The following is a 22269-nucleotide window of genomic DNA, read 5'->3' as shown; positions in this document are numbered from 1 at the left end:
GGCGTGGCAAGTGATGTGCGCGATCGCACTATATAAGCTCGATCACGCGGTTAAGACTACTGTGTCACTTTACGCGCCTGAAACATTTCCCGCTAAGCCTTCACAACGATTTTTCCTGTGTGCTCACCCGAATCAAAATACTCATGTGCACTAGTCAGATCCGAGAAATCGAAGATCTTGGAGACGTTGATGGCTAGTTTTCCTTCATCGACCAACGGCATCACTCGTGCGATGGTCTGCTTGATGATCTCGTTCTTCTGCTCCAACGGTCGGGAACGCAGCGTCGTGGCGATAACCCGGGCACGCTTTCCAAGCATCACACCCAAGTTCACTTCGGCCTTGGTTCCGCCCTGCAGGCCGATGATGACCAACCGCCCGTTCACGGCGAGCGCATTGATATTCGGCTGAAGGTACTTCGCGCCGATGACGTCGAGGATCAGATCAACGCCCTGCCCATTGGTCAGTTCGCCGACCCGCTGTTCGAAGTCCTCCTCGCGGTAGTTGATCCCCTCATCAGCTCCCAGCTCTTGGCAGTAGGCCAGCTTTTCGGCCGACGAAGCAGTGACGAACACGCGAGCGCCCGCAGCCTTGGCCAGCTGAATGGCCATGGACCCGATGCCGCCGGCCCCACCGTGAATCAGGATCGTCTGACCCTGCTCCAGCCCACCTTCAATGAAGAGATTGGATACCACCGTGGCCGAGACTTCCGGCAGGGCGGCTGCTTCCTCGATCGACAGCTCGTCGGGGATCCGGATCAGCAACTCGGTCGGCACGTTCACATACTGCGCGTATCCACCTCCGGCTAGCAGTGCCGCTACGCGCGTTCCAACGCTCCAATCGCTGGCCCCGTCACCGACCGCGACGATGCTGCCTGCGACCTCCAGTCCGGGTATATCACTGGCTCCCTCAGGCGGTGGATAAACCCCTTTGCGCTGCTGCACATCGGCACGGTTCAGCCCAAAGGCTTCCACCTTGACCAGCACTTCCCCGGATCCAAGACTAGGGATGGGCCGTTCGGTCAGCTCGATGACCTCTGGCCCTCCACCGGCGTTGTAGATGTAGGCGTTCATTGTTTCGCTCACGGATCTCAATTCCTTTCAATCGGGGTTCATGCCGTATACTTTTTCGGGTTGGATGGTTGTCCGAGCGGCCGAAGGAGCTGGTCTTGAAAACCAGTAGGCGGCAACCCCGTCTCATGGGTTCAAATCCCATACCATCCGCGTTATGAGTTTGGCGGGCTGATCTTTTGATCAGCCCGCCAAACTGTTTAATGCCGTTCTGTAGGCAGCCCTTCGCCCACCAGGAAACCAGCCAGGCGTGCCACTTCGTTGGCTACATGCGTGGCGTCCTTGAGCGTTCGCGCCGCAGGATTATTCACGTCGCCGGCCTGGGCTGCAATCGCCGTTCCCCATTGCGCTGACGATAGCTGCAGACCCATCACAAAAATCCCGCGGTGGGCCAGTCCCTCGCTGTTGACCAGGCGGTACGGTTCACCCACAACATCAAAGCCTGAGCCGGGAAGGCTCTCCCCTTCCGAATTGCGCCACGTGTGGGCTCGGCCCACGTGGTCCTTCAGCAATTGCTTGATGAGGGTTGTATCGTTCTGCAGCACGCGGTTGCTCGGCATCATCGCTTCGCACATCGTTTTCGCTGTGTGCACTTCGGCGTCCACCCACGGCGAGGAGGCCGTGAACTGCCCCGAGACTTCGTCAAAGGCGAATTCCGGTTCCGGGCCGATAAAGGTCACGATGCCGGCGCGGGATAGCGCCAGCAATTGTTCGATTCTTTCCAGGGGAGGCCCGGAAGCCAGCCCTTCAACCAGTGGTTCGAAGTGCGCCTGGATCTCTTCAATCCTGGACTGTTCGTCGATAACACCGGCGACAATCAATTCCTTGACCAGCATCCGGCCGGCATTCATCGTCATGATGGCGCAGGACAACGGGTCTTCCAGACCACCGGTGCTGTGCCGGGCATTGCTGATCAAATAATCCTGGACTGCCTGCTGGTAGTCCTCATTGGAGGCAAATCCCAATTCTTCGAACGGCCGGGCAAGCTTGGGAACATCAAGCCATTGGATTTCCGGGAATTGCGAGATGAATTTGCGCAGCTCGCTCAGCCACACCTGGCTGCCTTCGCGGTGCTCGGCCAGAAGGATCGATTCCAGCTGATCAATGAATTCTTCCGCTGAGAAGCCCTCAGGCGCCCCGGCGCTCCGCGCGCACTGCCGGTAGTACGCGAAGAGCACGTCGCGGTGGAGCTTGGGCCAGATATGCCGTGAAAACTCCAGCGTGGCATTCGGGTTCGTCGCGCGCAACTCGGCAAGATGGCCAATCAGATCCTGGACGTCGAAGAAGCGCAGTGCGATCTCTTCTGGGATGAACTGCTCAACGACCGGCTTGCCCCAGTAGGGGGTTCCGCGTCGCGAGGCCACGATCAGTTCAGGTTCCCTGCCGGAGGCTACGTACTCGAACTGATGCCCCGGTTCATTGCTCACCTCCCGGAAGATTCCTCCCCGGCCCAGGGTGAGTTCAGCCATGCAGTCAAAGAAGTTCAGGCCCAGCCCTCGAATGAGCGCTGGCTGGCCGTCCGCGAATTTGCTGAAATCAAGATCAGCGGGAATGTTCGGCGGCAGATAGGTGGCACCCGAATTAGTCGCGGCTTCCTGCAGCTGCTTCTGCCAGGGATTCAGTTCCGCGCTCTGGTGCCCCAAGGCCAGGACCACCGCGTCTACTGACAGATGCTGCGCTTCGGCCCCTGGAGCAGACGCCTTGTACTCCAGCTGGTACCCGTTGCCCTGTGGACGCACAGCGAGGACTTCGGCGGGAACATGTTGGATCGTGAATGACTCATGCTCCTTGAGCACGGCACAGCTACGGTCAAAAACATGCTCCAGGTATTCGCCGTACATGGCGCGTGATGGATAGGTTCCCGCTCCGATATGTTCGATGGCTTTGGCGTGCTCCTCGGTGAGCTGTCGTCCATCTCCCCGCAATGCGACAAATTGCCTGAAGCTCAAACCCGGCTCATCGGTTACTCGTTCGGGCGCAACCGTGGGGAAAGAGGCGGGGGTATTCATCCAGAAATTCTCCGACTGCCGCGGATTCCAGACGTGCCCCGATCCGGGACGGTACGGATCAAGAACCACGATGTTCAGCTTGCTGCCCTTGGGCGCCAGCTTGAGCGACAAGTCAGCAAATCGTTCGACAACGCTGGTGCCGCGCGGGCCAGCCCCGACTATAGCCAGGCTGTACTCAATCTTGGGGTTCTCCATCACGGTGCTCACCCCTCTAGGTTATTACCTTTATCGCAGGCCATGAGCCCTACCGCATAGACTATGCCCATGACTGAGCATGTTTCCATGGCGACGGACGCCGATCCATATTCTTGGCTAGAAGGCACCCGCGACGAGTCGGCCCTTAAATGGGTACAGCAACAGACTGCGCGAACCGAAGACGAACTCTACGATGATTCGTTCCGCGAACAGGTCCAGCGCATCAAAACAGTACTCGATGCGCAAGACCGCATTCCGATGGTCACCAAGCGCGGCGAGCACTATTACAACTTCTGGCGCGATTCGGAGCACCGCCTCGGGCTTTGGCGACGAACCACGTGGCAGTCCTATCTCACCGATGCCCCGCAGTGGGAGATCTTACTCGATCTAGATGCCTTGGCGAGGTCGGAAGGACAGGAATGGCATTTCGCCGGTTCCACCCTGCTTCGCCCGAAAGCATCCGAACCCTATGAACGAGCATTGATCCGGTTGAGCCCCGACGGAGGCGATCAGGTGCGAATCCGGGAGTTCGATCTGATCAGCAAGGGCTTTGTTGAAGACGGGTTCGATTTGCCCGTGGCCAAGACCCAAGCTTCGTGGATCGACCGTGATACCTTGCTGGTCGGCTCGGCCACCAGCGACCAATTCACCACGCGCTCCACTTATGCCAACACCCTGCGGCGTGTAGGTCGAGGCCTCGACATCGAAGCAGCGCCGATGCTCTTTGAAGTGGACAAGGAGCATGTGGCGGCTTTCGGTTACTTCGATTCGACCCCAGGGTTTGAACGCGTCGTGACCACCGATGCTATCGATTTTTACCATTCGGTCACCGGAGTCTTCCTCAACGGGGAGCACCAAGTCATTGAAGTTCCTACCGATGTCCAGGTAAGCCTCCACCGTCAATGGGTGATTTTCGCGCCGCAGACCGACTGGGAACATCAGGGCCAGGTCATCGCTGCCGGCTCTCTGGCCATTGCCGAGCTGGATAAATTCCTAGAGGACGGCACCATCCAGCGAGTGCTCTTCGTCCCCGATGACAGCACCGCCTTGGAATCCTTGAGCTTCACCGCGAACTACCTGCTGCTCACCGTACTGCACCACGTAGCAGCCCAGGTCCGCGTCATCAGCCTGCACGAGGATTTCAGCGAATCCCAGATGCCGCTTGAGGATCCGATGCTGAGCGTTTCGGTGGGCGCTGTCGATGATGAAGACCAGGCTGCCGGCGATGACTATTGGATGACCGTTACCGGTTTCACGACGCCCACCACGTTGTTGCGTGGAACGGTCGGCTCCGCGGCCACCGCGGTGAAGAAATCTCCAGAGCGGTTCAACGCCGAAGGATTGAGCGTCACCCAGCATTTCGCGGCTTCAGCTGACGGGACCCGTGTCCCCTACTTCCAGGTCGCGGCAGTAGACCTGCTTCTGGATGGCCAGAATCCCGTGCTCATGGATGGTTATGGCGGATTCCAGCACAGCATGACTCCCGGCTACGCAGCCGCAATGGGGACCGGCTGGCTTACCCGGCATAACGAGCAAGGCCGCAGGGCGATCTATGTGATGTCCAATATCCGCGGCGGCGGAGAATACGGTCCGGCATGGCATCGTGCGGCGCTGCGCGAGAATCGCCATCGCGCCTATGAAGATTTTGCCGCGATCGCCGAAGACCTGGTGCGGCGAGGCGTGACTTCGCGCGAACATCTGGCAGCCACCGGCCGATCCAACGGCGGTTTGCTGATGGGCAATATGATTGCCGGATACCCCCAGCTGTTCGGGGCCATCTCCTGCGGTGTTCCCCTGCTGGACATGCAGCGGTATACGCAGCTTGCGGCGGGCCATTCGTGGATTGCCGAGTACGGGGATCCCGAGGACCCTGAGGATTGGAAGTTCCTGCGAACGTTCTCGCCCGTCCATCGCCTCAGCGACCAACCACATCCAGTCGACGACTATCCTGCTTCTTTGATTTGGACCACAACTTCCGATGACCGCGTCGGTCCATCGCAAGCCCGAATCATGGCAGCGAAGATGATGGACCTGGGCATCGAAAACGTGCGGTATCACGAGCCAGAAGGCGGCGGCCATGCCGGTTCGACGGACAACGAGTCAACCGCGAAAATGCTGGCTACCAGCTACGAATTCCTCTGGCGACATGTGCAGTAGCCGACTCGTTTTGGAACACGCGCCTATCTTCAGGTAGGCTAGATTCTGCTGGAAACAGCGGATGGACACGTGCCAGAGCGGCCGAATGGACTTCACTGCTAATGAAGGGTCGGGCTAAAACTCGACCGGGGGTTCAAATCCCCCCGTGTCCGCCATAAAACCCCTACTCAGGTAGGGGTTTTTCTTTTTATCTCATAGCGTCGCGCCCCGCGCTGAAACTGCCTGTAACCACAGCGCCCGGGATTGCCATGCAGATTGATTTTTGCGGGCGTTACCGGCCCCGCCTTTAGGCAGTAGCCAACAAAAACGGCACCCCGAGCGTGATGCTCAGGGCGCCGATCTTGGATCCACCAGGTGGATCAGGTCTTTGCGCTAGTCCTTGCGCTTGACGAAGGTCTGCAGCATGTTCTGCACGATATCTTCGGGCAGCGAGGTATGGCGCACAATAATCTCCGATATGCGGTCCAAATCGGTATCGGCAATGGCTTCAAATAACGCCTCGCGGTCAGCTTCAGGCAATTCAGCCGCGTCGAAGTGCACCGGACCATCAGGCCCCTGGCCCTCAAACCGGAAATCAGCGACGTTGCCATTGGCGGCCCCACCGGACATCGGCGAAGTGGCGATCATCCGCTCGAGATCTTCCACCGGCAACCCGGTGTATCCATGCAAGATTTTTGCGGCTTCCTCGAAGTTCGAATCACGCAGCATGGAGAACAACTGGTCGTATTCGTTCGGCGGCAGCTGTTCGCTGGAGAATTCTCGGCTCTCGCCATCAACTTCAAAGGCCATCTTGAAATGGGTGGAGCTTGGCTCGTTCTCGGAGCCGAACTGCTCGCTCCACTCCTGGGGAACCACCCAGAGGTCATCGGTGGAACCCGGCTGGGACTCCTGGGCCTGCTCGCCGGTAGCCTCTCGGTCTTCGCGCTCAACCTGGGCTTCGAGCTTGTCGCTCAAAGCCTTGATCTCGGCATCATCAACAGGAAGTTCCTTGGCTGGAGCCACCTGCGGGTACTTATCGAGGCTGCGTACGGCGATGACGCAGTTCTTCACCGAATCACCGGTGGCTGCACGGTACACCTGCACGGCTCCCATGACGTCGCCCTTGGCCAGATTGCGGTACACCGAATTACGGGAAGAATCATCTAGCTTCGCGTTAGCAGCCTCGGCTGCTTCACGGGAGATCGCTTGCGCAACTTGCGCAGTATTCTTCTTCCGTAATGCCTGCAGACCGAAGTAGCCCAGGGCAATCACTGCGATGATGACGACGAGCCAGATGATAATTTCCATACATCCAGACTACTTCTTTTAACTGTGCAATTACCCTGCTACGCCCAAAGTGAAAGGCAGGACACCCGGCGCACCGGCAATCCTCAAGGCACGACCGGCCATTGCCAGTGACCAGCGCGAATCCGCGAGGTCATCAACCAGCAAAATCGGACCGGGAGCACCGGCCGCCAGTTGCTCCAGGGCAGCTGGAAGCTCAAAGGCATCGGCTACCGCCGCTACGCGGAACGCTGAGTTACCTCCGGAGCCGTTTTGCGGTCCGGCACCCCGGTATTCGAGCTGCCCGAGATAGCGCAACCGGCCCACCTCGGCCAAGCTTTGAGCCAAGGAGGTGATCAGTTGCGGCCGCTTATTCGATGGCATGGCAACAACGCCTACCGGGCGCTCTTCCCAGTTCCACTCCGCCAGCACCTTGACGCACGCATCAAGCATCGCCTTGTCGATTGGCTGGTCGGCGGGATCAGCGAAGAGCTGGCGCAAGCGGTTGCCCCACCCGAGGTCGGTCAACCTGGCCAAGGCCCTGCCGTTGGCCAGCTGCTCATCCACGGGGATCTTCCCCTTGAGCGAATAGCCCAGCCGGTCCAGTCCCGAAGGGTAGAGCTTGCGAGGCTCGATCGGGATGCCAACCCGGCCCAACGCAGCTTGCGCGCTGTCCTTGGAATCTTCTGGAATATGGTCATCGAACCACACGCCGGCACAGTTATCGCAACGCCCGCAGGCCACCGAGCGCGGGTCATCCAGCGCTTCAGTCAAGAACTGCATTCGGCAGCCACGGGTGTTTTCGTAATTAACCATCAGGTTTTGCTCGTGGATCCGGCTTTGAGCCACGCGCTTGTAGCGATCCGCGTCGTAGGTCCATGGCATGTCGGTGCGCATCCAACCGCCGGCTACGCGCTCCACTGCCCCATCGACGGCCAGGACTTTCAGCAACAGTTCCAAAGGCGAACGTCGCAAGTTCACCGCGCTTTCCAACGCCGGAACACTCATGGCGCCATCAGTGCCGCCTAGGGCTTCAAGCACCTGTGTGGCACGGACTTGGTCCGGCATGGAACTGGTGGCGAAGTACTCCCAGATTTCCGAATCATCGGGTCCAGGCAGCAGGAGCACGTCGGCGTTGATGCTGCCACGGCCTGCACGGCCCACCTGCTGGTAATAAGCCACCGGCGAGCTCGGCGCGCCTACGTGCAACACGAAGCCCAGATCCGGCTTGTCGAATCCCATGCCCAATGCGCTTGTGGCAATCAGCGCCTTGACCTCATTGTTTTTCAGGGCTTGTTCCAGCCGCTCGCGTTCTTCCAAGTCGGTGCGCCCGGTGTAGGAAGCCACCTCATGCCCGGCTTCCCGCAAGAGCCTGGCGATGTCTTCGGCTGCCGACACCGTGAGCGTATAGATGATGCCGGAGCCTTTGAAATCGTTGATGTGGCTGAGCAGCCAGGCCAGCTGCATTCGCGGAGAGGGCAAGCGAAGCACCCCCAGCCGCAAGGAATCACGGGCCAGGGTACCGCGCAGGGTGAAGACCTGCTCTCTCCCGCCGGCAAGTTGTTCCGCGACGTCTTCGACCACGCGGCTGTTAGCCGTTGCGGTGGTGGCGAGCACTGGCAGGCCTTGGGGCAGCCGGGCAATCAGATCGCGAATACGGCGGTAGTCCGGACGGAAATCGTGGCCCCAGTCCGAAATGCAGTGGGCTTCATCGATCACCAACAGCCCCAGGCGCTGCATCAGCATGGGCAGCTGCTGTTCCCGGAATGACGGGTTGTTCAGCCGCTCGGGAGACACCAGCAATACATCGATCTCGTTGCGTTGCAGCTTCTCAAGAATTTCGCGCCATTCAAGCACATTGGCAGAGTTGATGGCAGCGGCTCGCACCCCGGCCCGTTCGGCGGCGGCCACCTGGTCGCGCATCAATGCCAAGAGCGGGGAGACGATCAGGGTAGGTCCGTAGCCCTGTTCCCGCAAAAGCAGGGATGCGATGAAGTACACCGCCGACTTGCCCCAGCCGGTACGTTGGACCACCAAGGCGCGACGGCGTTGGGCGACCAGAGCTTCGATCGCTTCATACTGCCCGTCGTGGAACTGGGCCTCCGGGTTTTGCACCAGGGCGCGCAATTTCTGCAGCGCGAGAGTTTTCAGATCCACTTGCATTGAGCCATCCATGGCTCAAGTATTTCAGTTTCCTCCCCGGATTTAGCCCCGGCCCCACCGATTTGTGCAAGAACAAGGAATCTGAGGGTGCGTAGAACCCATATTTAGCGGAAGTGTTAGGCATTTCCCATGCACAATTGCGCCATTCTCGATGATTTGAATCAGTCAAACCGGTAGGCTGAAAGGTGTGAGTGAAGAAATTGATCTTAATCAGAGCTTTAAGGCCTACGACGTTCGTGGCGTAGTCGGCGAGAGCCTGAATGCCGAAGCGATAGAAGCTATCGGCGCAGCCTTTGTTGATGTCTTGTCCCTGGCCGGCAAGGATGTTTTGGTTGGCGGCGACATGCGCCCATCCTCAGCAGAATTCGCCCAGGCCTTCGCCCGAGGTGCCACCTACCGTGGCGCAAACGTCGTCATGCTCGGATTGATTTCCACCGACGAGCTCTACTTCGCCTCGGGCAAGCTGGATGCGGCCGGCGTGGTTTTCACCGCCAGCCACAACCCGGCCCAGTACAACGGCATCAAGATGTCCAAGGCCGGCGCCCGCCCGATCTCTTCGGCCACCGGCCTGTTCGATATCCGCGATCTGGCCCAGCAATACGTCAATGAGGGCTTGCCGGTTTCCGGCGATGCCCCGCAGGGAACTATCAGCGAGCGCGATGTCCTCGCCGATTACGCCGCCTACCTGCGTGAGCTGGTTGATCTCTCGGACATTCGCCCGTTGAAGATCGTGGTGGACGCGGGCAACGGCATGGGTGGCATGACCACCCCAGCAGTGCTTGGCGACACCGTGCTTTCGGCCCTGCCGCTGGAAATCGTCCCGCTGTACTTCGAACTGGACGGGACCTTCCCTAACCACCCGGCCAACCCGCTGGAACCGGAAAACCTGAAGGACCTGCAGGCCGCCGTGCTGGAGCACGGTGCCGATCTGGGTCTGGCTTTCGACGGCGACGCCGACCGTTGCTTCGTGATCGACGAACGCGGCCTTCCGCTGTCCCCATCGGCCATCACCGCCTTGGTTGCGGTCCGCGAAATCGCTCGCGTCCAGGCTACCGGAGAGCAGAACCCGGTAATCATCCACAACTTGATCACTTCCAAGGCGGTCCCGGAGTTCGTCACGAAGTCCGGCGGAACCCCGGTGATGACCCGCGTAGGACACTCCTTCATCAAGGCCGAGATGGCAGCCCAGGGCGCGGTCTTCGGCGGCGAGCACTCCGCCCACTATTACTTCCGCGACTTCTACAATGCCGACACCGGCATGCTCGCAGCCATGCACGTGCTGGCCGCGCTGGGCGAGCAGGACCTTCCGCTCTCGGAACTGGGTGCCGAATACGAGCCCTACGTTGCCACCGGGGAGATCAATTCCCAGGTCGAGGACAAGGAAGCTGCCACCGCCCGGGTGCTCGAGCACTTTGACGGACAGCCGGTAGATGTGATGACCATGGATGGCACGACCATTTCGGCTACCGACGGCAGCTGGTGGATCAACCTGCGCCCGTCCAACACCGAACCGTACCTTCGCTTTAATGGCGAGGGCCGCACCGCAGAAATTATTGAGCCCCTGCGCGATGCCGTTTTGGCCATCGTGCGCGGAGAAAACGTCACCAACTAGCAAAGGGAAGACATGAATCTCGAATCATTGGATGAGGGCGTCAAGGACGCCCTGAACAAGGTTCTGGGCACCGCCCTGGGCGTGGCTCGCGAACAGCTTGAAGAGCAGGGTGTGTTCCTCCCCTTCGCCATCGCACTGGAGCCCAAAGACGGCGAGGACGAGCCTGAGCTGCGTCTGATCGCTGTTCCGCCGACGGATGACCCGGAGGATCCGGACGCCGACATCGACACCGAAGCCATGGCTGCCGATCTGGTCCAGGTACTGAACCAGCAGGGCACCCACTTCGAGGCCATCGCTATTGCCTCGGACGTTCTGCTGCAGGAAAACGACCGCGACGCGATCCACGTGGTGGCCGAACACCGCATCGGCGCAGCCCTCGCGATCGTCCAGCCATACACCATGCCTGCCGAGCCAGGCGGAGAATGGCACTTCGATGAGCCGGCGGCGGAGTCGGCGGAAGCCATCTGGGCCAACGCGCTCTAGCCCGCATCGGGTGCTTTCGGGGTCGGCATAGTCACTATGCCGACCCCGAAGCGCTTTTCCCGCGTAGAGTGGGAAGCATGAAACTCAGTGCCTTCACCGACGTGTGCCTGCGGACCGTGATGGTCCTGGCAACTCCCGGCACCGGGCAACTGACCAGCCGCGAGATCGCCGATTCGGTCGGGGTTCCCTACAACCACGTTGCCAAGGCAGTGCTGGAACTGCGCACGCTGGGCATCCTGCAGGTCACCCGCGGCCGCAACGGCGGCGCCGCCCTGAGCAGCCAAGCGATGGATTTTTCCCTCGGCGGGCTGCTGCGCAAATTGGACAAGCGCACCGATATCGTGGACTGCACCGATCATGACGCGCAATCCAACTGCCCGCTCTCGGGCAACTGCCGCCTGCGGGCAGTCTTCCGCCAGGCGCGCGAAGCCTTCTACGCCTCGCTGGATCCGCTGACTATCAGGGATATCTGCCCGACGTCAGCAGCGGAGCCCATCACGCTGCTCCCCTTCCCTACGGTGCGCGGCATTTCCTAGTTCCACTTCACCCATGAAGTGATACCGGTCACTTCTGTTGCGAAACCGGCCGATTGATTTGCAATCCTTTTCTACTGAGCGTAGAAATGAATCATAAATCTTGTATTTCAGATACAAGTAATACCCTACGCCCAAGGAGACCCGATGCTGTCCACCAAGTCCTTCCCGGTCATTGAAGCCACGCTGCCGATCATCGCAGAGCGCATTTCCAGCATTACCCCGAACTTCTACAACCGCCTGTTCGCCGCCCACCCTGAACTGCTCAACGGAATCTTCTCCCGCTCGAACCAGAAGAACGGCACCCAGCAACAGGCCTTGGCAGGATCCATCGCGGTCTTCGCAACCTACCTGGTCAAGCACCCGGGCGTCACCCCGGAAACCATGCTCGCCCGCGTGGCCCACAAGCACACCTCCCTCGGTGTCATCGAGGAGCAGTACCCGATCGTCTACAAGCACCTCTTCGATGCCATCGCCGAAGACCTGGGCGATGCACTGACCCCGGAGATCGCCGAGGCCTGGACCGAGGTGTACTGGCTGATGGCCCATGCGCTGATCAAGATCGAGAAGGGCTTGTACGCGCAGCAGGCCAACGCCGAGATCTACACCCCGTGGAAGCTTGTCGAACGCACCGAAACCGGTGTCGATTCGGTCAGCTTCAGCTTCGAGCCAGCTGACGACACCCCGGCAACGGTCGCCAAGCCAGGGCAGTTCATTTCGGTCCGCATGCCGATGGCCGACGGCGTCCGCCAGGTTCGCCAGTACACCCTGAGCGGCGATATCGAGCAGGCCAACCGCCGCACCATCACCGTCAAGCTGGATGTGAACGGCGAATTCTCCCCGGTCATCCACAACGACCTGAAGCTCGGCGACGTGCTCGAGCTGTCGAATCCGTATGGCGATCTGGTCATCGATGAGGAGGGCGCGCCGCTGGTGATCGCTACCGCTGGCATCGGCTGCACCCCGAGCGCCGCCGCGCTGCAGACCCTGGCCGCACGCGGCTCCAACCGCAAGGTCACCGTGCTGCATGCAGACCAGGAAGTGGGCGCCTGGCCATTGCGCGAGCAGATGCTCGATTCCATCGCCAAGCTGCCCCAGGCCACCCTGGGCACCTGGTTCGAACGCGGCGAACTGCCGGAAGAGCTGAACGCCAAGGCCGGCTACATGGATCTGACCGATGCACTGGCCGAGGACGCTGAGGTGTACCTGTGCGGCCCGCTGCCATTCATGCATGCGGTGCGCAGCCAGGCACTGGAAGCCGGCATCCCAGCCGAGCGGATCCACTATGAGGTCTTCGGCCCGGATGTGTGGCTGGCCGCCTAGCATCCAGGTCTTGCAACTGCGCTGCAGGTGGAATCATGGGGGATCCACCTGCAGCACTTTTTTGCCGCTATTTTCCGGTATCCGCGGCAGATTCCGGGTGATCGCCCTGCTGCGGGGCCTTCTTCTTGAAGTCGAGTTTCTTCGGATCCAGCTTCCGCGGATAGATTTTGCCGCCGAGCTTTCCAGGCTTCCTCGCCTCCGCCCCCTGGACTGGCGGTGCCGGCAGATCGGCATCGCGGTCTTCGGATTCCGGAGCTTCGGCAGGCTGCTCGACTGGCGCAGCCTTGGCGCCGCGTGCCGGTTTCGCGGCCTGCGGGTCCACCAGGATCTGGTGCAGCCCTTCCTCTGAGATCCACTTGCGCAGCACCGAGTTGAACAGGATCGGGTTCTCGATGTTCCATTGGTGGTGCATGCCAGGGACCACGCGCGTGATCACCTGCGGGAGCTTGGCGCGCAGCGCCTCGAAGGATTTCTGCACCACCTTCGGCTCCTTGGCTCCGACCAGGGCCAGCACCGGACCCTGGTAGGAGTCGAGCTTCTCCGGAAGTCCCCCGGGCTCCATCTCGTCCATGATGGCCCGCAGGTTCTCGGCTTTCAGCTTCACCCCGTGCTCGGTGAACAGTTCCCGCTCGTCGTCCACCATGCCGTAGGCTCCGGCTTGGAAACGCCAGTACCACTCGCTGCCGATGAGCTTGAGCTGCATCCTCTGGAAGGCCCTGGCTGCCTGGCCCACACCGGTCACCGGTGTTCCGGTGATCAGCACGGAGTCAACGAGTTCCGGATGCCGTGCCGCCACGTGCAGCGCGATGACGCCACCGAGGGACATGCCCACCAGGTGCACGCCGCCTTCGGAAACTTCGTCGGCGATCAAGGCCGCGACGTCATCGGCGGCGGATTCCAGGCCTTCCCAGGTCTCCTCGAACCGGGCGCCGAAGGCCGGCAGATGGAGGGTCAGGATGTTGTAGTCGCCAAAGGCCAGCACCTGCGGGTCCCAGCTCCAGTTGCCGACGTTTCCGCCATGGAGGAACACCAGCGTCTGCATCGAACGCTGGGCATCGTGATGCCGGCCGGGATGCACTTCCGGATAATCGGTGGCATCGCGTGCCGCACTGCTTGCAGGGGTCTTGTTCTGGTCTTTGGCTGCAGTCATGGCAAGTACTCCAATACCGCGTCGAGCCATTCCAGCTCTGCGGCTTGTTGTCGGATTGCATGGTCAAGTGTGGCAGCCATCAGGAAGCTGCGACGGTCCGCAGCGGCGCGCATGTCAATGCCTTCGCGCTGGGAAAGGTAGTCATCGAGGGTGTACTGCGTGGCTTGGCGGCGTTCCTCCAGCAGATTCTGGATCTCATCGCGCTCGAGTTCGGCGGCAAAGAACACCTGCCCCATGAAGGGATCCCGTTCGGGAGACTGCACTGCCCCGGCAGAAAGCCACTGGGCCAAGGCCTCGCGTCCTGTTTCGGTGATGTGGTGCTCCTGGCGGTCCGGGTAGTTCGATTGCGCGACGGTGCGCACGGTGGCGTATCCCTTGTCCACCAGCTGCGCCAACGTGCGGTAGATCTGCGCCTTGTCTGCGTTCCAGAAGTGGTTGATAGAGGAGTCAAAGTGCTTCTTGAGCTCGTAGCCAGTCATGGGCGACAAGCACAGCAGCCCGAGAATCAATCGTGCCAAAACCATAGGGCAATCTTTTCACACATAGTTGATTTTGCACCCACTTCAACCCGGTGTGTGGAAACTGTACCCAGATTGTGACAATTACTTGGCTGGGCATGGGAATGCCCCGGCCACTGGAAGTCCAGTGGCCGGGGCATTCCCATTCGCGGATCTGCGGGAGATCCAGTTTTGCTAGGCGCCCAGTCGTTCCTTGAGGCCGTCGAGCTCGGCACGCAGCGAGGCTGGCAAAGCATCGCCGAAGTTGGCGTACCATTCTTCGATGCCCTCGACTTCGGTGGCCCATTCATCCTTGTTGACGGCCACTGCGACCTCGACGTCGGCCGGGGTGAAGCCTTCCAGACCGGTCAGGTCCAACGATTCGCCGGTTGGCACGTTGCCGATGATGGTCTCCTTGGCGTCAGCGGTGCCTTCAATGCGCTCGATGGCCCACTTGAGCACGCGCGAGTTGTCGCCGAACCCTGGCCATGCGAAACCGCCGTCAGCGGTGCGGCGGAACCAGTTGACCAGGAAGATCTTCGGCATCTGCTCCGGGTTGAGCTTGTCCGAGATCTTGTCCCAGTGGTTCAGGTAGTCGCCTGCGTTGTAGCCGATGAATGGCAGCATCGCCATTGGGTCGCGGCGGATCACGCCGGTTGCGCCGGCAGCGGCCGCGGTGGTCTCCGAGGACAGGGTCGAACCCATGAAGATGCCGTTGGTCCAGCTGCGTGCTTCGGTCACCAGCGGGATGGTGGTCTTGCGGCGGCCGCCGAACAGGATCGCGTCGATCTTCACGCCATTTGGCGAGTAGTAGTCCTCGGAGAGCATGTCGACCTGATCGATCGGGGTGCAGAAGCGCGAGTTCGGGTGCGCAGCGGGACGGCCGGACTCAGGGGTCCAGTCGTTGCCCAGCCAGTCGGTCAGGTGCGCTGGAGCCTCGTCGGTCATGCCTTCCCACCAGACGCCGCCCTCATCGGTCAGCGCAACGTTGGTGAAGATGTTGTTGCCCTTGGAGATGGCGCGCATGGCGTTCGGATTGGTGGACCAGCCGGTGCCTGGAGCCACGCCGAACAGGCCGTACTCAGGGTTGACGCCGCGCAGCTCGCCGTCCTTGCCGATGCGCATCCAGTTGATGTCATCGCCCAGGGTCTCGGCCTTCCAGCCTTCGATGGTCGGATCCAGCAGCGCGAGGTTGGTCTTGCCGCAGGCCGATGGGAAGGCCGCGGCAATGTGGTACGCCTTGTTCTGCGGGCTGGTCAGCTTCAAGATGAGCATGTGCTCTGCAAGCCAGCCCTCATCGCGGGCCATCGCCGAAGCGATACGCAGCGAGTAGCACTTCTTGCCCAGCAGCGCGTTGCCGCCGTAGCCCGAACCGTAGGACATGATGGAGCGCTCTTCTGGGAAGTGTACGATCCACTTGTTCTCATTGCATGGCCATGCAACGTCTTCCTGGCCCGGCTTGAGCGGTGCGCCCACCGAGTGCAAGGCTGGCACGAAGAAGGCGTTCTCCGCTTCCATCTTGCGCAGGACCTCGGTGCCGATCCTGGCCATGATGCGCATGGATGCGACCACGTAGGCGGAGTCGGTGATTTCCACACCGTAGGCAGGAGTTTCCGCGTCCAGTGGTCCCATGACAAACGGGATCACGTACATCGTGCGTCCGCGCATCGAGCCGTCGAACAGCCCATTGAGCATGGACTTCATCTTGTCCGGGTCTTCCCAGTTATTGGTGAAGCCGGCGTCTTCCTTCTTCTTCGAGCAGATGAAGGTGCGCTCTTCTACACGCGCAACGTCCTTGGGGTCCGAGAAGCCAGCGTAGGAATTAGGGAAGTTTGGATCAGTCAGCTTAACGAGCGTTCCGGCCTCTACCAACTCTGCAGTCAGTCGATCGGCTTCTTCAGCTGAACCGTCTACCCAATAAACACGATCCGGCTTCGTCAGGGCGGCCACTTCTTCGACCCAGCTTGCCAACTCCTTGTGCGAAGTCGCCGCTGCGTCGATTACGGTCTGATCCGAGCTCGTGCTCATTATTTGTTCCCTCCATTGGGCTCAACTAGCAATGAATCAAGGCTAGGCGGAGCACCGTGCCACTTCGGTGTGATTGAGACCTCAGAATTCCTGCTCCCCGAAAGCAGCTTGTTCAAAATTCCCGAAATTCCGCGGGATAAGATGGAATCAAATACTGAAATATGTGATGAAGGTCACGTATACCGGTACCCTTTCACTTGCTTCACATAACCTTTTGTTCACCTGGGCGCGGTAGCTTTGCCCGTCGATTTGTACATGCCCAAAACGACCTGTATAGTAATTCGAGGTTCGTGAGAACGGATCAACAAAAGAATATGCGCCCATAGCTCAGCTGGATAGAGCGTCTGTCTACGGAACAGAAGGTCAGGGGTTCGAATCCCTTTGGGCGCACAAATTGAAAATTCCCACTCACTTGAGTGGGAATTTTTTGTTTCCCAGGAGAAGTTTATGCGCCAGCTACCCGTTGACTCGAACACCGCCCTTCGACTGCTCGCCATCAGCGACGCCACGCACCTCGCGCATTCCTACCAGCGCAACAGGGAGCATCTGAAGCGGTGGGAACCAGAACGCGCCGAGGAGTTTTTCACCGAAGCTTGGCAGGCCCAGAATATTTCACAGGTCTTGGCCGCAAACTCCCAAGGTCTCGCCTACCCCTACGGACTGTTCCGCGACGACGTATTAATTGGACGCTTTAGTATCGTTTCCGTGGTTCGCGGTGCCTTCCAAAGCGCGAGCCTCGGCTATTGGGTCGATCATGAATGCACTGGCCAAGGATTGGCTTCACGCGCGGTGGCTGCAATACTTGTTGAAGCAGCTGAGCATCTCGGTCTGCACCGGATCGAAGCAAGCACCCTGGTTGATAATCACGCCTCGCAGCAAGTACTGCTCAACAACGGCTTCACCCAGATCGGCATGGCACCGAAATACCTCAAGATCGCCGGCCGCTGGCAGGACCACAACCTCTACCAAGCCATCTTGCATGGCTGAGCCTTGGCCGCTGCCCGCCCCAAAATTCGGCTTGGATCACGACAGCAATGCACGTTCCACTAGATATTTTGTGAATCACGGCACTTTTGTCTATTTTGGTTTTTGCTCCGCCTCAAACTCGTGTAAAGTTATTCAAGTCGTCAAGGCGACAACAAATAAATATGCGCCCATAGCTCAGCTGGATAGAGCGTCTGTCTACGGAACAGAAGGTCAGGGGTTCGAATCCCTTTGGGCGCACAAATTGAAAATTCCCACTCAGATGAGTGGGAATTTTTTATGTTCTCTCCGGCACCAATGTGCTCGTTAATGCGAGTCGCGCAGCACCAGCTGGGTGTCCATAATGCTCCATTCAGGAACCTGCTCGCCTTGAATCCGCTTGATCAGCAATTCAGCCATGATCTCCCCCTGGCGTTCGGGGAATTGCGCAATGGTGGTTAGCGGTGGAGTGGAGCTGCGCGCAAATGAATCGTCATCCACCGCTGTCACCGACACGTCCTCGGGCACTTTGATTCCTGCCTCGGCCAGGGCCTGCAACGCACCAAAGCCCATCTGGGCGCTGGCGGTAAACAGCCCGTCAAAGTCAACGTTGTTCCCGATCAGCCGCTGCATGATCTGATGCCCGCTCGCTGGCGTGAAATCTCCGATTTCGACTGCCGCGGGTTCCAGGCCCGCGTTTCGAACGGCTTGCTGGAATCCAGTTAGACGGTCCAACCCGGCACCCATATCCTGGGGGCCGGCAATCATCGCCAGCTTGGTCCGGCCTTGGGCAATGATGACCTCGGTCGCCTGGCGCGCAGCCGCAATATTGTCGATGTCGACAACGTAGATTTCATTCTGGTCGGTACTCATGGTGCGCCCGCCGTAAACCATCGGGAGCAGGGAGCCCAGATCTGCATAAGACCTGTCGGCCGCATGGTGCGACAGGACCAGGGCGCCGTCAACGTTTCCGCCTTGGAGATAACGAGTGGTTTTTGCCGGGTCGGATTCGGTAGAAAGCAGCAAGGTCAACATGAATTCGGTGCCAGCGACATATTGCGCTGCGCCCTGGACGACCTTGGCGAAATAGGGGTCAGCGAAAAACTTCGCGGTGTTTTCCGGGACCACAAGCGCAATCGAGTTGGTTCTCCCCTGAGCCAAGGAACGAGCAGCCCGATTGGGCACATAATTGAGTTCCCGGATCGCCTGTTCCACCGCTTTCCTGGCATCCGCTTTGACGCGATCCGAGCCATTGACCACTCGCGAGACCGTGGCGCGCGAGACGCCAGCCCTCTGCGCCACCAATTCCAGTGTTGCCTGCGGCTTGCGTGGTTCTTGCGTGCTCATTCGTCTGCGCCTAGGTCCTGGGGGTTTGTAGATCAGCCAAGCAAGCAAGATGGCCCGCAGCTACCCCCTATGGGTCTGCGGACCATCATGCTCAGGTGTTAAGCCATTGTACGATTGGAGGCGATCAGGCCTGCGTAAGCGCGACCACTATTCTTAATGATTCGCTCTTGGGTCTGGTAATCCACGTAGATGATGCCAAAGCGCTTGTCATAGCCCCAGGCCCACTCGAAGTTATCCAGCAGCGACCAGACGAAATAGCCGCGCACATCCACGCCATCTTCGAGGGATCGGGCAACTTCATCAAGATGGTTCAAGATGTATTCGCTGCGCTCCTCATCCTCGATGGTTCCCTCTTCGCTGAGCACGTCCGTGTAGGACGCGCCGTTTTCGGTGATGTACAGCGCCGGGAGATTCTCGTAGTCCTTCTTCAAGCGGTTCAACAGCACGCGCAAGCCCTGGGGATTCACTTCCCAGCCCATTGCGGTTCGGGGCAGGTCTCGCGCTGGGAAGCTCACGTACTCGCTGCCAACGAATGGCGATGACTTCGCGGAGTCGGTGGGAACCACCGCAGGTGGCTGTCGTCCAGGCAGCGGATGGCCCGAGACATTGTCATCATGGTAGTGGTTCACACCCAGGAAATCGATGGGCTGGTGAATGATCTGCAGATCCCCTGGCTGGATCACCTCGGCCAGTCCCAAGTGGCTTACGTCTTCCAAAAGGTCCTGCGGATAGCTGCCCTTGAGGATCGGATCCAGGTACATGCGATTCCACAGTGCATCGATGCGGCGGGCGGCTTCCAGATCCACCGGATCGGTGGGGTCGTTGGGCACAGCGTTAGTCAGGTTGAGTGTAATTCCCAATTCCTTGGCGCCAAGCTCCCGCAGCCGCTGGGTCGCCAGGCCGTGGGCCAAGTGCTGATGGTGCATCGCGGCCAAGGCCGCCTCGGGTTCTTGCCGGCCCGGCGCATGCTCGCCGGAGGCATATCCGATCAGCGACGAGCACAGCGGCTCATTAAAGGTGGTCCAATGCTGCACCCGGTCGCCGAGCTTTGCGTATACAGCCTCGGCATACTCGACAAACTTGTAGGCCGTCTCGCGATTGGTCCATCCGCCGCGTTCTTCCAACGCCTGCGGCAGATCCCAGTGGTACAGGGTCAGCCAGGGCAGGATGCCGTTCTCGAGCAGTTCATCGACCAGGCGCGAATAGAAATCCAGGCCTTGCTCGTTGACGGTGCGCCCGCCGGGCACGACGCGGGCCCAGCTGGTGGAGAAGCGGTAGGAGTCCAGGCCCAGTTCGCGCATCAGCTGAACATCTTCGCGATAGCGGTGGTAGTGGTCTACCGCGACTTCGAGATTTTCTCCCCCGGCGATGGCCCCTTGCTTGCGGGCGAAGGCGTCCCAGACGGAGTCTTCCTTGCCGTAGAGGTGGCCGGCGCCTTCAATTTGCGCCGCCGCGGTGGCCGAGCCGAATAGGAAATGCTTGGGCCAGGCGAATTCTTGAGATAGATGGTGAGTCATTAACCCTTTACAGCTCCTGCCATAATTCCGGATACAAGTTGTTTGCCTGCTATGACGAAGAGTAACAGCAGCGGGATCGTGGCCATCAGGGCGCCAGTCATCACGATGGTGTAGTCGACATATCGAGCAGATTGCAGCTGGCTCAATGCCACCTGCAGGGTAGGTGTTTGCGGGGCGACGAGCATCGGCCATAGGTAGTCGGTCCACGCGGTCATGAAGGTGAACAGCGAAAGGATCGCCATGGCCGGACGGGCGGCCGGCACGCCAACATGCCAGAAAGTCCCGATCATCGAAGCCCCGTCAACACGGGCGGCTTCAATCAGTTCGTCCGGGATGTTATCCACCAGGTACTGGCGCATGAAGAAGACGCCGAAGGCGGTGACCAGGGTCGGAATCATGATGGCTCCCAGGGACCCTGTCCAGCCCAGCTGCTTCATCATCATGAACATCGGGATGATGCCCAGCTGGGTCGGCACCGCCAGGGTGGCGATCACGAAGACCAGCAGGCCCTGGCGTCCGCGGAAGCGCAACTTGGCAAATGCGTAGCCGGCCAGGGTGGAGAAGCTGACCACCGAGAAGGTGATGACCGAGGAGACGATAAGGCTGTTGCCCAGCGCCGCCCAGAAATCGACCGAGTCGAAGACCTCGGCCACGTTGGTCCAGAACTGCCCGCCGGGCAGCAACGGTGGCCACGCCGAGGAGAACACGTCGCCGGTGGAGGAACCGATGACGAACGAGTACCACAGCGGGTAGGTGCTGCCGATGAGGAAGGCCAGGAGGATGCCGTAGGTGAGGAATCCCGGGCGGCGATCGGCGGAAAAGTTCTTGCCCCGCCCCAAGCGCACCGGCTTGGGCGCGGCGGTCCGCTGCAAGGTCGCATTGCTCATTTTTTGCCCTTCCTGGTAGCGATTCGGCGGGTTTTCTGCTTATCCGATGACGAGGCGATGGTGCCGGAGATCAAGAAGTTGATCACGCCGATCACGATGATGATCAGGAACAGCATCCAGGCCACGGCCGAGGCGCGCCCGAAATCTCCGCGGTTGAAGGCCAAGTCCCACAGGTACAGCACGGTGGTCTGGTATTGCCGGTCCGGGCCGCCCGGCACCGAGCTGCTGGGGTTGAACAGCTTGGGTTCGGTGAAGATCTGCAGGCCGCCGATGGTCGCCGTGATGATCACGAAGATCATGGTCGGGCGGATGCTGGGCAGGGTGATGGAGAAGAAGCGGCGGATCACTCCGGCCCCGTCGATGGCCGCCGATTCGTGCAGTTCACGCGGCACCGCCTGCATGGCCGCGAGCAGGATCAGCGCGTTGTACCCGGTCCAGCGCCAGTTCACCATGGTCGCAATGGCCATATGCGAGGGGAACACGTCGGTTTTCCATGCGATCGTATCCAGGTTCAGGGCACCGAGCAGGTTGTTGATCAGCCCGTACTTTTCATCGAACGCGGTGGAGAAGATCAGCGTCACGGCCACCGGGGTGACTACGTAGGGCACCAGCACGCTCATGCGCCAGAAGGTCTTCGCCCGAATATTCTGGTCCAGCATCGCCGCGATGAAGGTCGCGACGACCAGCTGCGGGATGGCGGAGAGCAGGAAGATGCTGAAGGTGTTGAACAGCGAATTCCAGAATAGCGGCGAGGCCAGTTCGGCCTTGTAGTTATCCAGCCCCACCCAGTCGCCGGCGCCGCCAAGCAGTTCCCAGTCGTTGATCGACACCACGAAGGTATAGATCAGCGGGAATAGCCCGACCAGCGCGAAGAGGATGAAGAACGGGGAGATATAGAGGTATGGCGAGTATTTGAAATCCAGCCGGCCGCGCAGGTGCCGGCGGCGCATGGCCCGCTCGGCTTTGGATTCTTCCAGCTTTTCAACCGTGGGCGCGCCGGGTTTTTCGGCCTTTGCTGTCGGCCGTGACATGGGTGTCGTGGTGCTCATCAGTGTCGTCTTTTCTGCTGCAGTCG

General features: G+C 60.1%; 17 protein-coding genes and 4 tRNA genes. 10 read left to right on the top strand and 11 right to left on the bottom strand.

The features are described from left to right. Window positions 1-92: 92 nt before the first annotated feature. Window positions 93-1070, bottom strand: coding sequence for an NAD(P)H-quinone oxidoreductase (locus D3791_RS10965; RefSeq protein WP_022877106.1), 978 nt, complete (start codon window positions 1068-1070; stop codon window positions 93-95). 62 nt (window positions 1071-1132) lie between these two features. Here D3791_RS10965 and D3791_RS10960 point away from each other — a divergent pair. Beyond that, window positions 1133-1220: transfer RNA gene (locus tag D3791_RS10960), tRNA-Ser, on the top strand. Window positions 1221-1267: 47 nt separating this feature from the next. On the opposite strand, the gene D3791_RS10955 is transcribed toward D3791_RS10960, so the two are convergent. After that, a complete protein-coding gene (locus tag D3791_RS10955) occupies window positions 1268-3283 on the bottom strand; it encodes an FAD/NAD(P)-binding protein (RefSeq protein ID WP_172512221.1) in 2016 nt (671 codons plus the stop codon). 57 nt (window positions 3284-3340) lie between these two features. Between D3791_RS10955 and D3791_RS10950 the strand changes: the two genes are divergently transcribed. Then, the gene (locus D3791_RS10950) at window positions 3341-5428 is read left to right on the top strand and encodes a prolyl oligopeptidase family serine peptidase (RefSeq protein ID WP_172512220.1); all 2088 of its coding nucleotides are present in this window, start codon (window positions 3341-3343) and stop codon (window positions 5426-5428) included. 63 nt (window positions 5429-5491) lie between these two features. Next, a tRNA-Ser gene (locus tag D3791_RS10945) sits at window positions 5492-5583 on the top strand. Between the two features lie 217 nt (window positions 5584-5800). Here D3791_RS10945 and D3791_RS10940 read toward each other — a convergent pair. Further along, complete coding sequence (locus D3791_RS10940) at window positions 5801-6715, bottom strand: hypothetical protein (protein ID WP_022877109.1); 915 nt, start codon at window positions 6713-6715, stop codon at window positions 5801-5803. Between the two features lie 30 nt (window positions 6716-6745). After that, window positions 6746-8866 (bottom strand): RecQ family ATP-dependent DNA helicase, encoded by a 2121-nt coding sequence (locus D3791_RS10935; RefSeq protein WP_172512219.1) that lies wholly within the window; start codon window positions 8864-8866, stop codon window positions 6746-6748. 166 nt (window positions 8867-9032) lie between these two features. Here D3791_RS10935 and D3791_RS10930 point away from each other — a divergent pair, with 166 nt between their 5' ends. From D3791_RS10930 to D3791_RS10915, 4 genes are all read left to right on the top strand, one after another. Continuing rightward, on the top strand, window positions 9033-10466 hold the full coding sequence (locus D3791_RS10930; protein ID WP_425483162.1) for a phosphomannomutase/phosphoglucomutase: 1434 nt from the start codon (window positions 9033-9035) through the stop codon (window positions 10464-10466). Window positions 10467-10478: 12 nt separating this feature from the next. After that, window positions 10479-10949 carry a hypothetical protein gene (locus D3791_RS10925; RefSeq protein ID WP_022877112.1) on the top strand — a complete coding sequence of 157 codons (471 nt, stop codon included), beginning with the start codon at window positions 10479-10481 and terminating at the stop codon, window positions 10947-10949. A gap of 77 nt (window positions 10950-11026) precedes the next feature. Further along, on the top strand, window positions 11027-11485 hold the full coding sequence (locus D3791_RS10920; RefSeq protein WP_172512217.1) for an RrF2 family transcriptional regulator: 459 nt from the start codon (window positions 11027-11029) through the stop codon (window positions 11483-11485). Window positions 11486-11629: 144 nt separating this feature from the next. Next, the gene (locus D3791_RS10915) at window positions 11630-12805 is read left to right on the top strand and encodes a globin domain-containing protein (RefSeq protein WP_172512216.1); all 1176 of its coding nucleotides are present in this window, start codon (window positions 11630-11632) and stop codon (window positions 12803-12805) included. Window positions 12806-12872: 67 nt separating this feature from the next. Here the strand turns inward: D3791_RS10915 and D3791_RS10910 are convergent, their stop codons facing one another. From D3791_RS10910 to D3791_RS10900, 3 genes are all read right to left on the bottom strand, one after another. Further along, window positions 12873-13955 carry an alpha/beta fold hydrolase gene (locus D3791_RS10910; protein ID WP_172512215.1) on the bottom strand — a complete coding sequence of 361 codons (1083 nt, stop codon included), beginning with the start codon at window positions 13953-13955 and terminating at the stop codon, window positions 12873-12875. After that, a complete protein-coding gene (locus D3791_RS10905) occupies window positions 13952-14479 on the bottom strand; it encodes a PadR family transcriptional regulator (RefSeq protein ID WP_172512214.1) in 528 nt (175 codons plus the stop codon). Before D3791_RS10905 ends, D3791_RS10910 begins: the two co-directional genes overlap by 4 nt. Before the next feature lie 168 nt (window positions 14480-14647). After that, a complete protein-coding gene (locus D3791_RS10900) occupies window positions 14648-16480 on the bottom strand; it encodes a phosphoenolpyruvate carboxykinase (GTP) (protein ID WP_172512213.1) in 1833 nt (610 codons plus the stop codon). 316 nt (window positions 16481-16796) lie between these two features. Between D3791_RS10900 and D3791_RS10895 the strand changes: the two genes are divergently transcribed. From D3791_RS10895 to D3791_RS10885, 3 genes are all read left to right on the top strand, one after another. Beyond that, window positions 16797-16870 (top strand) — tRNA-Arg (locus D3791_RS10895). Between the two features lie 57 nt (window positions 16871-16927). Further along, window positions 16928-17467 (top strand): GNAT family N-acetyltransferase, encoded by a 540-nt coding sequence (locus tag D3791_RS10890; RefSeq protein ID WP_172512212.1) that lies wholly within the window; start codon window positions 16928-16930, stop codon window positions 17465-17467. Between the two features lie 163 nt (window positions 17468-17630). Continuing rightward, window positions 17631-17704 (top strand) — tRNA-Arg (locus tag D3791_RS10885). Window positions 17705-17770: 66 nt separating this feature from the next. Here D3791_RS10885 and D3791_RS10880 read toward each other — a convergent pair. The 4 genes from D3791_RS10880 to D3791_RS10865 all read right to left on the bottom strand — a co-directional run bounded on the left by D3791_RS10880 (window position 17771) and on the right by D3791_RS10865 (window position 22243). After that, window positions 17771-18790: a LacI family DNA-binding transcriptional regulator gene (locus D3791_RS10880; RefSeq protein ID WP_022875572.1), complete on the bottom strand. Its 1020-nt coding sequence runs from the start codon at window positions 18788-18790 to the stop codon at window positions 17771-17773. 98 nt (window positions 18791-18888) lie between these two features. Beyond that, window positions 18889-20307, bottom strand: coding sequence for a GH1 family beta-glucosidase (locus D3791_RS10875; protein WP_172512211.1), 1419 nt, complete (start codon window positions 20305-20307; stop codon window positions 18889-18891). Beyond that, window positions 20307-21194: a carbohydrate ABC transporter permease gene (locus D3791_RS10870; RefSeq protein WP_172512210.1), complete on the bottom strand. Its 888-nt coding sequence runs from the start codon at window positions 21192-21194 to the stop codon at window positions 20307-20309. The genes D3791_RS10875 and D3791_RS10870 overlap by 1 nt, the downstream gene beginning before the upstream one ends. Then, window positions 21191-22243, bottom strand: a complete 1053-nt coding sequence (locus tag D3791_RS10865) for a carbohydrate ABC transporter permease (RefSeq protein ID WP_052165235.1) — start codon at window positions 22241-22243, stop codon at window positions 21191-21193. The genes D3791_RS10870 and D3791_RS10865 overlap by 4 nt, the downstream gene beginning before the upstream one ends. Window positions 22244-22269: the final 26 nt, after the last annotated feature.

Origin of the sequence: Glutamicibacter mishrai (assembly GCF_012221945.1) — a bacterium.
Lineage (GTDB): Bacteria > Actinomycetota > Actinomycetes > Actinomycetales > Micrococcaceae > Glutamicibacter > Glutamicibacter mishrai.
This window is presented reverse-complemented; position numbering and strand designations above follow the sequence as displayed.